The sequence below is a fragment of the Coprococcus sp. RTP21428st1_C9_RTP21428_210409 genome, from assembly GCF_040227395.1.
Lineage (GTDB): Bacteria > Bacillota > Clostridia > Lachnospirales > Lachnospiraceae > Coprococcus > Coprococcus aceti.
The window spans coordinates 1-10,177 of record NZ_JBEHVV010000088.1 but is presented as its reverse complement, the minus strand read 5'-3'; the positions used below and the strand labels follow the sequence as shown (position 1 = coordinate 10,177).

At 36.2% G+C, this 10,177-nt stretch carries 17 protein-coding genes and 2 pseudogenes; 17 read left to right on the top strand and 2 right to left on the bottom strand.

Translation table 11 applies throughout. The features are described from left to right. From ABUA34_RS12835 to ABUA34_RS12795, 9 genes are all read left to right on the top strand, one after another. Window positions 1-478, top strand: a 478-nt coding sequence (locus ABUA34_RS12835; RefSeq protein ID WP_349823435.1) for a hypothetical protein, incomplete at its 5' end; no start/stop codon positions are given. Between the two features lie 10 nt (window positions 479-488). Then, the gene (locus ABUA34_RS12830; RefSeq protein WP_147344001.1) at window positions 489-827 is read left to right on the top strand and encodes a hypothetical protein; all 339 of its coding nucleotides are present in this window, start codon (window positions 489-491) and stop codon (window positions 825-827) included. Window positions 828-1,948: 1,121 nt separating this feature from the next. Beyond that, window positions 1,949-3,253, top strand: a complete 1,305-nt coding sequence (locus ABUA34_RS12825) for an MFS transporter (protein ID WP_349823434.1) — start codon at window positions 1,949-1,951, stop codon at window positions 3,251-3,253. A gap of 10 nt (window positions 3,254-3,263) precedes the next feature. Next, window positions 3,264-3,566, top strand: a complete 303-nt coding sequence (locus ABUA34_RS12820) for a hypothetical protein (protein WP_015533324.1) — start codon at window positions 3,264-3,266, stop codon at window positions 3,564-3,566. Window positions 3,567-3,815: 249 nt separating this feature from the next. Then, on the top strand, window positions 3,816-3,938 hold the full coding sequence (locus ABUA34_RS12815; RefSeq protein ID WP_256364695.1) for a hypothetical protein: 123 nt from the start codon (window positions 3,816-3,818) through the stop codon (window positions 3,936-3,938). A gap of 52 nt (window positions 3,939-3,990) precedes the next feature. Then, window positions 3,991-4,425, top strand: coding sequence for a hypothetical protein (locus ABUA34_RS12810; protein WP_349823433.1), 435 nt, complete (start codon window positions 3,991-3,993; stop codon window positions 4,423-4,425). Between the two features lie 31 nt (window positions 4,426-4,456). After that, the gene (locus ABUA34_RS12805) at window positions 4,457-4,603 is read left to right on the top strand and encodes a hypothetical protein (protein ID WP_156337962.1); all 147 of its coding nucleotides are present in this window, start codon (window positions 4,457-4,459) and stop codon (window positions 4,601-4,603) included. Next, a complete protein-coding gene (locus tag ABUA34_RS12800; RefSeq protein ID WP_147359047.1) occupies window positions 4,596-4,784 on the top strand; it encodes a hypothetical protein in 189 nt (62 codons plus the stop codon). Before ABUA34_RS12805 ends, ABUA34_RS12800 begins: the two co-directional genes overlap by 8 nt. Window positions 4,785-4,797: 13 nt before the next feature. Beyond that, the gene (locus ABUA34_RS12795; protein WP_055148023.1) at window positions 4,798-5,088 is read left to right on the top strand and encodes a hypothetical protein; all 291 of its coding nucleotides are present in this window, start codon (window positions 4,798-4,800) and stop codon (window positions 5,086-5,088) included. Window positions 5,089-5,095: 7 nt separating this feature from the next. Here the strand turns inward: ABUA34_RS12795 and ABUA34_RS12790 are convergent. Beyond that, window positions 5,096-6,046 (bottom strand): annotated as a pseudogene (locus ABUA34_RS12790) (IS110 family transposase); the annotation flags it as partial. Window positions 6,047-6,196: 150 nt separating this feature from the next. Here ABUA34_RS12790 and ABUA34_RS12785 point away from each other — a divergent pair. The 7 genes from ABUA34_RS12785 to ABUA34_RS12755 all read left to right on the top strand — a co-directional run bounded on the left by ABUA34_RS12785 (window position 6,197) and on the right by ABUA34_RS12755 (window position 9,041). Continuing rightward, window positions 6,197-6,562 carry a TNT domain-containing protein gene (locus tag ABUA34_RS12785; RefSeq protein ID WP_055148020.1) on the top strand — a complete coding sequence of 122 codons (366 nt, stop codon included), beginning with the start codon at window positions 6,197-6,199 and terminating at the stop codon, window positions 6,560-6,562. A 2-nt stretch (window positions 6,563-6,564) separates the two neighbouring features. Next, the gene (locus ABUA34_RS12780) at window positions 6,565-6,795 is read left to right on the top strand and encodes a hypothetical protein (protein ID WP_055274073.1); all 231 of its coding nucleotides are present in this window, start codon (window positions 6,565-6,567) and stop codon (window positions 6,793-6,795) included. A gap of 206 nt (window positions 6,796-7,001) precedes the next feature. Beyond that, complete coding sequence (locus ABUA34_RS12775) at window positions 7,002-7,313, top strand: hypothetical protein (RefSeq protein ID WP_055274071.1); 312 nt, start codon at window positions 7,002-7,004, stop codon at window positions 7,311-7,313. Between the two features lie 6 nt (window positions 7,314-7,319). Further along, complete coding sequence (locus ABUA34_RS12770; RefSeq protein WP_082419802.1) at window positions 7,320-7,610, top strand: polymorphic toxin type 30 domain-containing protein; 291 nt, start codon at window positions 7,320-7,322, stop codon at window positions 7,608-7,610. Between the two features lie 33 nt (window positions 7,611-7,643). After that, window positions 7,644-7,934 carry a hypothetical protein gene (locus tag ABUA34_RS12765; RefSeq protein WP_055274069.1) on the top strand — a complete coding sequence of 97 codons (291 nt, stop codon included), beginning with the start codon at window positions 7,644-7,646 and terminating at the stop codon, window positions 7,932-7,934. Window positions 7,935-8,207: 273 nt separating this feature from the next. Continuing rightward, entirely contained in the window at window positions 8,208-8,624 is a 417-nt protein-coding gene (locus ABUA34_RS12760; RefSeq protein WP_502880272.1) for a restriction endonuclease fold toxin, read from the top strand. Window positions 8,625-8,642: 18 nt separating this feature from the next. Next, entirely contained in the window at window positions 8,643-9,041 is a 399-nt protein-coding gene (locus ABUA34_RS12755) for an Imm7 family immunity protein (protein WP_007884552.1), read from the top strand. 65 nt (window positions 9,042-9,106) lie between these two features. Here the strand turns inward: ABUA34_RS12755 and ABUA34_RS12750 are convergent. Continuing rightward, window positions 9,107-9,263 (bottom strand): annotated as a pseudogene (locus ABUA34_RS12750) (IS110 family transposase); the annotation flags it as partial. Between the two features lie 189 nt (window positions 9,264-9,452). On the opposite strand from ABUA34_RS12750, the gene ABUA34_RS12745 reads away from it, so the two are divergent. Further along, window positions 9,453-9,818, top strand: a complete 366-nt coding sequence (locus ABUA34_RS12745; RefSeq protein ID WP_055148005.1) for a hypothetical protein — start codon at window positions 9,453-9,455, stop codon at window positions 9,816-9,818. Window positions 9,819-10,177 lie beyond the last annotated feature (359 nt).

Here is a 10,177-nt window from a genome sequence, read left to right as displayed (position 1 = left end):
GTCATCGTCAAAAGCAGATGGAAAGAATAGGGGTATGTCTACTAGCAAAGGACGGGTGGAGTCTGAAAGAAGTATTATTTGTGAGGGTGGAAGTAAGACAAATTTCAATAACGAAATACCTAGAAGTGGAGCAGAGTGGAATGAATATTTAAAGGGAAAATATGGTGCAGACAATGTTCGTTGGAATATCAATTCTGTTGATGACATTTTCAGTGACCCGACTAGACTAAAGGGGTATACTGTAGATGAGTTGCAAACTATACTAGGGAACGACTGGACTAGAGGTGTATACGGAAGTAATGGTGGTGGATGGAAATTAATGAACGGTGATATTTCTATTTTTTATCATCCAGGCGGAGGTAAGCATGGAGGTTCATATTATGGAATATCATCTGGAGCTACTGGAAAAATTAAAGTAGTAAATCCAGAGACTTATATTCCACTGAAGGGTGATAAAGCAACTGTAATTTATGATTAGGGGTGACAAAATGATTTCGTTAGAAAAAAGATATGAGAATTTTAAAAGTACAATTGAGGAATGTGGAAGTTATCTGCTTCTAGAAGATGATGATACAATTAAACATAATCTATTTGAAGAATTTTCAATAGATATAATTAGTTTCTTGCACGAAGATACACTAAATCTTTTTTTAGATGAAGGTATGATTGATAATGATATATTAGAGAAAAGTATAGAGTTAAGGAATGCTTATTTGGAACTAGAACGTATTCCTGATATGCTTAATGTTGAAACTGTAAAAACATCTGAAAAGTGGAAAAATATATTAAGAAAATCAGATGAAATAAGTGAGTTGCTTTATTGGTAAAAATATTATTTAGAAAGTTATTTCAAACTAAAAACGGAGACAACCTAAAGATATGTTAGGGTGTCTCCGTTTTTTCTTGTCGTTTCAAATTTACCAGCTCTAGAAGAAATACAAAACAACATTGCATCGTCATACGGAAGGCAACTGTAGATATGAAACATAATCCATTCAGATAAATGAACAAGAATTTCAGATGAAATGTAACAGATTGAACAAATGCATTGTTTTATGAGTAGAATTAGTTAAAAAAGGAGTCCTAAAAACGGTAAAGCAGATATAAAAATGGTCAAAAGGCGGTAATTTTTATGTGGATATTCCTTCTGGTGATGCAAATATATTATAAATAATAGGATAAATATTCACGATATGTAATTGCATATTAAATTTATTGAGCCAGCAGAGAAACGTAAAAATCTACTGGCTTTTTCTATGCCCTCAATTCTCCACAATTACTTTTGAAAAATCTCTTATTTTTTTAAAAAATCCCATATCAAGTTACTTTCTTTTGAACATCTGGTGACAGTGTGTCCGTTCAAAATCCTGCATATAAGGAAAGTGCCGATGTTAGAGCCTGGGGGAATTAACCACTCAGAGTCCAACAGAATTGACCAATTTAAGCTCATTAGAAATAGCCAATGCACCAACTTATCTAATTGCTTATTGTCCCTTATTCAACAGGATCATTGATTTCTATCGAATAAGTTTTTAAGTTTCGTCCACGATAACTTTCTCCCTTCATGAGATAAACGGTAGAAAACTTAGTAGTTCCAGCAGTTCTAGGGGTATTCCTGTGCCAGTCTTAGCTGGTGCTTTTGCTGGTTCTGCCCTTACGAATGCACACGTTGTCCTACGTTTGTCTTTACGTCTTTTGGTGCTAACTACTTCCACTGTGGCATGAAAAGGCAAAACAGGGCGAATTACGGCTTGTGGTTTTAGTTCCTATTCGTACTGTATTTGGAACTAGGTTGCTACTGCTGGGTTCTGCACAGGCAATGGCTTGATTATGGAACTTTAGAGGCTGGAATTTAGGAACTATAAAGAATTTACAGGTGTTGCTGGTACGTGTGTTGCATTTGTTCCAGCAACATCTATACTTGACAAGTACAGGGGGGATGAAAATAATGGGGAATAGAGGCGTGCTTTTATATGTAGACTTGGGCAAGCTTGAAGATGAACCATACAGGCTGTCAAAGATATATGATACACTTGGACAGTATATTGATGATATCAGACGTCAGAGAGATATAATATACATAAGCAAGATGGCGGAATCTCTGGATATATCATCCCTGGACAGATATCGTGCTCAACTGGTAGACGAATATGATCGGCTTGGAACTCTGAAGAAGATTCTGGATGAGGCATACGATCTGTATAAAGAATGTAATGAAAAATTCGAGGCATCTGGACAGACTCTATGCAACCTATATGCTGAAACTCCATGGTATGAGACCAGTGAAGGAAAGCTGGCTATAGGCATAGGCGTGCTTGTGGTTACTGCTGCAGTGGCGATAGTCTGCCCTGCTGTACTAGGGGCGGCGGCCGCCACGGTAACACAGTCTATAGCGACATCTGCTATTATTGGTGCAGCCACGTCAGGCGTTATGAATGGAATAGCTTCCATGAATTCCGGCAACTCATTTTATGATGGATTTGCAAGTGGCTTTGAATCTGGAGCAATATTGGGTGCAATCAGTGGAGGATTAGGAGCTGGAACATCTGCAATTATGTCAGGGGCAGAACTCACAGTAGGAAGAGTCATGGCTGTAAAAGCTATGAATATGGTATCTGATGCAACTGTAGATAGTGTGGTATATGCGTATCACTCAAACAAGTATGATAAAGACTTTACTGGCGGAGATATAGTTAAGACTTGGGTAAAAAGTGCGGCAACATCGTTTGCTATGCAGTCTGTTGGAGGTGGAAAGTCATCGTCAAAGACGGATGGTGGGAATGGTGTTATATCTACAGGCAAAGGACGGGGGGAGCCTGAAGGTAGTTTTAAATGTAAGAGTGGTAGAGAATCATCAATAAAGGATTACTCAAATAGATTTGCGGATAGTTTGGTAGATGATTTTAATACTGATGTTGAAGTTAGAGATGTTGTAAAAGAAGATATGATTTTAGTTCAATTTAGTTCTGATGCGCCAAACGCATCACTTAGGTATTGGACAACAATTGATGAGGCTAATGGAATTTCTACAATTGAAGAATATATGGATAAAATGGCATTATCAAAAGAATGGGGAAATCGAAATGTTGTAAAAGTTGCTAGAGTGAAGAAGAAAACAGAAGTTACTCATGCTATTGGAACAGCAAAAGCACAAACTAAAATTAGCGATCCTAGACCTGGAAATGGTAAACAAATTTTATTTAGTAAGTTTGATTCAAATTGGATTACGGAAGTAAGAAATATAAAGGAATAGGTGTTTAATTATGAAAAGAGAAATTATGAAAAGAGAAATTATGAAAAAAAAGTTAAGTGATTTACAATGTGAAATAGGAAAAATTAAAGATGATGTTGATGATTATACAAGAGAGTATCTTAGTAAAATGGAAAAAATTATAGAAGAATATAAAAATAAGTTGGATTCAAATAAAATGGATGAATCAGATGGAGGGACATTAGGATTTAGAAGAGCAATACTCGAAGATGACAATCTCGCAAACATAGACTCCTTGTATAATGCAGCGGTAGCAGTTGATAAATTTTATAGTCAAGAGTGTAGAGAGTGGTAGTAAGGCTAAATTAGATTATGTTACTTCAAATAGAAAAGAATATTAAGAATATCTGATGAAATAAGAACGTTGCTTATTTTGTTATGTGAAAAGCCAGTAGACATAAAAAGCTACTGGCACTTTCATGCTTAAATTTATTAGAGACAATGGAGTGTTGCGTCCAGTTACTTTCTGGTGGAAAGGAAGTTGTGAGACTATACAAGAACAGGGACGCATCAAAGCAGGTGTTTAAAGCGGATAAGTCGTAACTTGGCATTAATTGGCAGGCTTGAAGACACAACTTCTGGAAGATGCATAGAATTTCCTGCACCGTGGATTGGATGGATTGAGGAATATGCTACAAATGGAAGAATAATAGCAGGAGGGGGTTAGGTGAAAGATAAGAAATAGAATAAGGTAAGCTTAAAATTGTTGAAAAAAATAATTGGAGGATGAGACCAGTGAAGGAAAGCTGGCTATAGGCATAGGCGTGCTTGTGGTTACAGCAGCGGTTGTGATAGTCTGCCCTGCTGTACTAGGGGCGGCGGCCGCCACGGTAACACAGTCTATAGCGACATCTGCCCTCGTGGGATCAGCAATATCTGGTATAATGAATGGCGCTGCATCAGTGAAAGCAGGAAAGTCGTTTTTTGATGGATTTGCAAGTGGCGTTGAAGAGGGCGCAATAATAGGTACAGCTACATACATATATCATGGAAACAAATATGATAAAGCAATAACAGGCGGAGATGTAGCCAAGACCTGGGCAGAGTGTGCAATAACATCATTTGTTTTGCGGTCAGTTTTTGAGGGTGGAAAGTCATCACCCAAAGCAGATGGAAAGAATAGGGTTATGTCTACTAGCAAAGGTCGGGGGTAGTCTGAAAGTAGTATTACTTGTGAGACCAGCTATGGGAAGTCGTGGAAAATATGATACTACAGCAGATTTTCTGACTAATATTGAAAATCGAAATGGAAAATTTTATACAGATAAAGCCACAATAGATAAAATTGGACAGGTTGAAGCTAGAGGAGAAGATTTTTTCACTGTTGAATAAAAGGATAATGAGTTCCCGTGCATCTACTGAAGGAGGAACTTCTGTTGTATATAAATATAGTGATGAATTAGGAACAAAATATTTGATTCATGAAGTTACAGATGCCAGGGGATATATTATTCACAGAGACTTTGATGCTGTAAGAATTTCATCGGGACAATTGATAAACAAGGGACATTAGTTAGGAGGTTGATATGTATCATAATGAAATGGAAAAAATAATAGAAAAAGTGGTAAAAGGTGATATAGATAAAAATGTATTAATGGAATATTTAATTGATGATTTTGATTGTGAAAAAATATATGACTCAGATGAGGAACTGATAACAGATGCTTTTTTTACATTAAAACATTATGCCAGTGGCGAAGAAGAGGTTAGCAAAGATGAGTGGATGTATTTCTTAGAGTGTTTAGCAGGAAAACGTGAATATAATATGGAAGCAAAAATGAGCATCACAACTAAGCCTCCCCACAGGCAGGCTTAAATCATAGTCTTGCTACAGCTCCTGTGGCAGTTAAGTGATGTTTACCTTGGTCACGTTTCTTTTTGTAATATGCATTCAACGGACTGTTATGGAAAGAACGGGCAGTTGCAGCGAGAAAAATGGCATGCCGTAAGTAAGGTGAACCCCGTTTGGACATGTGATTATGAGTGCTGCTAAATTCACCGGATTGTCGTACAGTTGGATCAATACCTGCAAAGGCAACTAAGGCAGATGAACTCTTAAATCTGTTTATATCACCGATTTCAGCAAGAATGGTTGCAGCAGCAATCATGCCTGTTCCGGGAATGGTATGAAGATAACAATCAAAATTCTTGTAGTACTCAAGAATCTGGCAGTCAAGAGCTTCAATCTGCTTATCAAGAAAATTCATTCTGTCAATGAGCTGTTTTAACTGGAAAGAGAAAGCATCCTGTGCTATCTTAATACCAAAGGTATCAGCTGCAGCTTCTTTGATGGAAATGGCTTTAGCTCTGGTAAGTCGGTTGTGGCTCTTATCTTTTATGATTTCAAAGAGCTCATCTATTGGTGCATTCTCAATATTCTCAGGGGTGAGATACTTTTCCAGAATGCCCATGGAAGTAGTCCTAAACTGACCGAAACGTATCACTTCTGCAATCAAAAAAGAGTCAATTGAGTCGTTTTTGGTTTGTCGTATATACATTTTTCTCAAAGAATCAGACTGGATAGGATTGATTACATAGATAGTATATCCTTTTGCTTTTAGAAATGAATAAATGGGATACCAGTAATGACCTGTAGCTTCCATGCCAAATACACAAGGGGAATTACCGATGTTTTTAAAGATAAAGCTCATAAGAGAATCTGCACCTTTGTGTGTAGTTGCAAAGCGAAGAGAAGGGCCGATTTGTTTGCCTTCAGGTGAAACAATGGATGCTTCATGATGATTTTTGCCAATATCAATGCCTACGATGTACATAATTGAAATCCTTTCTTTTATGAATTATAAGTAGATAGAATCCTCACTTCAATGCGGGTTACAATCTGGTTAGATATACGAAGTACAGCACATATGCTGCCAACATCCAGCTAATACGCAAAATCCTGCAAAGCAGAGGGAGCAGTCTCAATGAACGAAGTCACAAGTGCTTCAAGAGTGGTGACGCACACCTCTATCTATTGGGATTATACACCTGACGATGAACTTTATTTAAAGTATAAGGATGTATTTGACAATCCAAAGTATTATAATCAAGAAACAGGGGCAATAAATTGGACAGAAAAAAATGAATTTGCTGATATACCAATGGATGAAGTGTTACAACCAGGAACAGACCAAAGACCATATAGTGTATTTGAGGTTGTTGAACCAATTAATGTAAAATCGGGTAGTATAGCATCTTGGTTTGATGAACCGGGCGGAGGAATACAATATTTGTTGCCAGATACAGTAGATGAATTATTAGATGCTGGTATTTTAAGGAGAATTCAATAAGCATGACAGTAGAACAATTAGAAAAAGAACTAGAAATGATGGAGATTCCACAAGAATTATATTCAATAATGGTGGGGGGCCTGCCAAATGAAAAATTATGCATTGCAAAGGAAGATAAATGGCAAGTATATTATAGCGAGCGTGGTAGCAAAAGTGGATTGAAATTGTTTGAAACAGAATCAGAGGCGTGTGAGTTTTTTTTGCGAAAAATGAAAAGATATGCAAGAAAATAAATTGATAATGTATCCATATAATGACAACCGAAATTAAAACTAAAAAATTTATCAAAGATGCAGAACGCATTGCTTTATAGTAAAAGTTAAGAAGAAGCATCAGTGAAAGCAGGAAAGTCGTTTTTGATGGATTTGCAAGTGGCTTTGAATCTGGAGCAATATTGGGTGCAATCAGTGGAGAATTAGGAGCTGGAACATCTGCAATTATGTCAGGGGCAGAACTCACAGTAGGAAGAGTCATGGCTGTAAAAGCTATGAATATGGTATCTGATGCGACTGTAGATAGTGTGGTATATGCGTATCACTCAAACAAGTATGATAAAGACTTTACTGGCGGAGATATAGTTAAGACTTGGGTAAAAAGTGCGGCAACATCGTTTGCTATGCAGTCTGTTGTAGGTGGAAAGTCATCGTCAAAGACGGAGACCAGCTATGGGAAGTCAAGTGGAAAAATTGGTGATTTTACAGAATTAGAAGGAAATAATGTAGACGAGATATTGGATAGAATTCCAGATTAAGCAGTTTTGAGAGAGTTATATCCAGTACAGGGAGGAGCTACAGAAGGATTTGAGTTTAAGTGGGTTCAGAATGGGCAGACATATAGAGTTAGAGTACACAATGTGGACCCGAGTGCCCCGGTTGGCTCTAATGCTTATAATGGTTGGGTTGTTAGAGTTCAACGTGGTAGAAGATATTTTGACCCTACAATAAATGATTTTCGTGAAGCAAAGTATTTTAATCCCAATGGTCCGGATTATGATGAGGTTATTATTAATGATACACATATACCAATCTTGGATCCATATCAAAATTGAATTAGTGGGTGATTAATGGAGGTGTTAAGGATATTGGATGAAAAAAAATTAGAGGAGTTGGTCTCCAATATGGATGATAGAATTAGAATGCACGATTATTCCAAAGAACAACTTTTGTTGTTAATTGAAGACTATGTAACAATTAATTTTCAAGGTATGAAGTATCAGACAAGAGAGGCAATATTGAATATGATATGTGATGCTGTGAATTATTATGATATAGGAAAAGATTTAAATTGGGAATCAATTATTGCTATAAGGGAAGATTTGGAAGATGATTTGAAAGAATATGTTGATGAGATTATTTCTATTCACCACAACTAAGCCTCCCCACCGGCAGGCTTAATTAGTAGTCTCACTACAATATATTAACAGAATTTCTTAGGTTCATAGGGCTTACCATCCCGTACTACAGCATAGATTACGGTGGTAAGCTTTCTTGCTACATACATATATCATGGAAACAAATATGATAAAGCAATAACAGGCGGAGATGTAGCCAAGACCTGGGCAGAGTGTGCAATAACATCATTTGTTTTGCGGTCAGTTTTTGAGGGTGGAAAGTCATCGTCAAAAGCAGATGGAAAGAATAGGGGTATGTCTACTAGCAAAGGACGGGTGGAGTCTGAAAGTAGTATTACTTGTGAGACCAGCTATGGGAAGTCAAGGGAAATAATTCAATGTAATACTAAAGATGCAGCAGTTGATGAATTAGCTAAAAGAATTGGAGGTCAATCGAGATCTGCTTTTGCGGATGATCCAATTCAGCGTGAATTTGATGTGATTTCAGATCAATATATTGCACAAGCTAAACCACCATTAAAATGTGTTAATAAAACGGTTAGAACACAGATGAAAGCGACTTTTGAAGCAGCAAAAAAATACGAAAGAAAAATTTATTATCAATTTGAGGGAATTCCGAGTCAGGAAGTACTTGATAAATTATACGAGTATAGCGAGAGATATGGGGTTGAGGTAATAATAGATACTGAACCTTTGGGAATTTTAAATTAGAAAAGAAAGAGGATTACTATGGTAACGATTTATGCGTGGTTAGAGATAAGAGCTACATATTTGGATGAAGATTTACATCCAGAAATAGATGAAAAAAAAGTATTTGATGACATTGATAATTTAATCAAGAAGTTAAAATACAATGAATTAAAAGTAATAGAAAAAAATTATTCGCGTTTTGTTCAGTTTAGTGTGATGGAAAACCATAAGACAGAAAGAACAGAAGAGATGATTAGTATGTATGAGAACATTACTAAGATTGCCACGGGTAGTTATGGCTTGCTGTATTATTTGGATGATGAAGATGAAGTATATAGTGATGAATTTAGGGTTCTAGTATCTAAGAAAGGTAAGTGTGAATGGAAAAGAGATGAAAATTTTAGTCCATGTAGCATTATGATAGAGGAGTTTGATTAATCTTTACACATGCAAACTAAGCCTCCCCACGGGCAGGCTTAAATCCTAGTCTCACTACCAGACATTTAACAGAACTTCTTAGGTTCATAAGGTTTACTATCCCGTAACACGGCATAAATTACGGTGGTAAGCTTTCTTGCTACAGCTCCTGTGGCAGTTAAGTGATGTTTACCTTGGTCACGTTTCTTTTTATAATATGCATTCAACAGGATAATTGTGAAATAGGAATAAAAGAAAAGCAATAGATAGAAAAAGACTGCTTTGATTCCTATGTGTTTAGCATACCAGAGTGGTAGTAACAACGATAAACTGTTTAGAAATCAATCATTGTTAGATGAGCATTATGGAAAATATGGTCAAGAAATTGCAGATGTGTTAGGTGATTCCAACTATTGAAAGGTAGGTATAAATATGCATATTGAAGAAATTAACTGGTTAGATATAGGTGAAGAAGAAGCGGTTTTAAAAGTTGTAAGTGATGCAGATTGTTTAATTTGTTTTTCGTGCCCATGTTCATATAATGTAGGAGATGTATTAGTAGAACCATTAGAATGCCTTGATACAGAAAATATTATATTGTGTGAAAGAACGGAAAATATTATTGAAAAAATGGAGGGTGAATTTAAGTATAAATTAAGAGGTGAATTAAAGAATATGGAAAAGGGGATTGTTGAGGTAAAGGGGTTTGCGTTACATATTGATGAAGACAAAATCCCCAAAGATGTGTCAAATGGGATGTGTATTCAGTTTGAAGTATCTAGAATTGATATTTGGTAATTTGCGATTCGGCTAATTGTAGATTAGTTTTTTAAGCTCTTTGTTTTCACATAGTCTATTTTAAGAATTTTCGATAGGTCAAGAAATGGAGCACAGATATAAAGATAAACAATTCAGGCGGAGGAAAAAATATTTCTCAAGTTCAAGTTTCGCCAAGCGGTGGTGGACTGGAAGTAGTTCGTATGTAAAAATCGGCACTACAGAAAGAACGGAAAATATTATTGAAAAAATGGAGGGTAAATTTAAGTATAAATTAAAAGGTGAATAAAAAAATATAAGGAGGAAGTATGTCGGTTTTAGATAGTGGAACAATAGATGGAATGGCTACGGATGAAAATGGGAAGGCTTTAATATTACTG

What these genes read in the sequence shown, in the direction of transcription:
- ABUA34_RS12830 (WP_147344001.1), top strand. Translation starts at nt 489, where the DNA reads ATGATTTCGTTAGAAAAAAGATATGAGAATTTTAAAAGTACAATTGAG.
- ABUA34_RS12825 (WP_349823434.1), top strand. Translation starts at nt 1,949, where the DNA reads ATGGGGAATAGAGGCGTGCTTTTATATGTAGACTTGGGCAAGCTTGAA.
- ABUA34_RS12820 (WP_015533324.1), top strand. Translation starts at nt 3,264, where the DNA reads ATGAAAAGAGAAATTATGAAAAGAGAAATTATGAAAAAAAAGTTAAGT.
- ABUA34_RS12805 (WP_156337962.1), top strand. Translation starts at nt 4,457, where the DNA reads ATGGGAAGTCGTGGAAAATATGATACTACAGCAGATTTTCTGACTAAT.
- ABUA34_RS12795 (WP_055148023.1), top strand. Translation starts at nt 4,798, where the DNA reads ATGTATCATAATGAAATGGAAAAAATAATAGAAAAAGTGGTAAAAGGT.
- ABUA34_RS12785 (WP_055148020.1), top strand. Translation starts at nt 6,197, where the DNA reads ATGAACGAAGTCACAAGTGCTTCAAGAGTGGTGACGCACACCTCTATC.
- ABUA34_RS12780 (WP_055274073.1), top strand. Translation starts at nt 6,565, where the DNA reads ATGACAGTAGAACAATTAGAAAAAGAACTAGAAATGATGGAGATTCCA.
- ABUA34_RS12775 (WP_055274071.1), top strand. Translation starts at nt 7,002, where the DNA reads ATGTCAGGGGCAGAACTCACAGTAGGAAGAGTCATGGCTGTAAAAGCT.
- ABUA34_RS12760 (WP_502880272.1), top strand. Translation starts at nt 8,208, where the DNA reads ATGTCTACTAGCAAAGGACGGGTGGAGTCTGAAAGTAGTATTACTTGT.
- ABUA34_RS12755 (WP_007884552.1), top strand. Translation starts at nt 8,643, where the DNA reads ATGGTAACGATTTATGCGTGGTTAGAGATAAGAGCTACATATTTGGAT.
- ABUA34_RS12745 (WP_055148005.1), top strand. Translation starts at nt 9,453, where the DNA reads ATGCATATTGAAGAAATTAACTGGTTAGATATAGGTGAAGAAGAAGCG.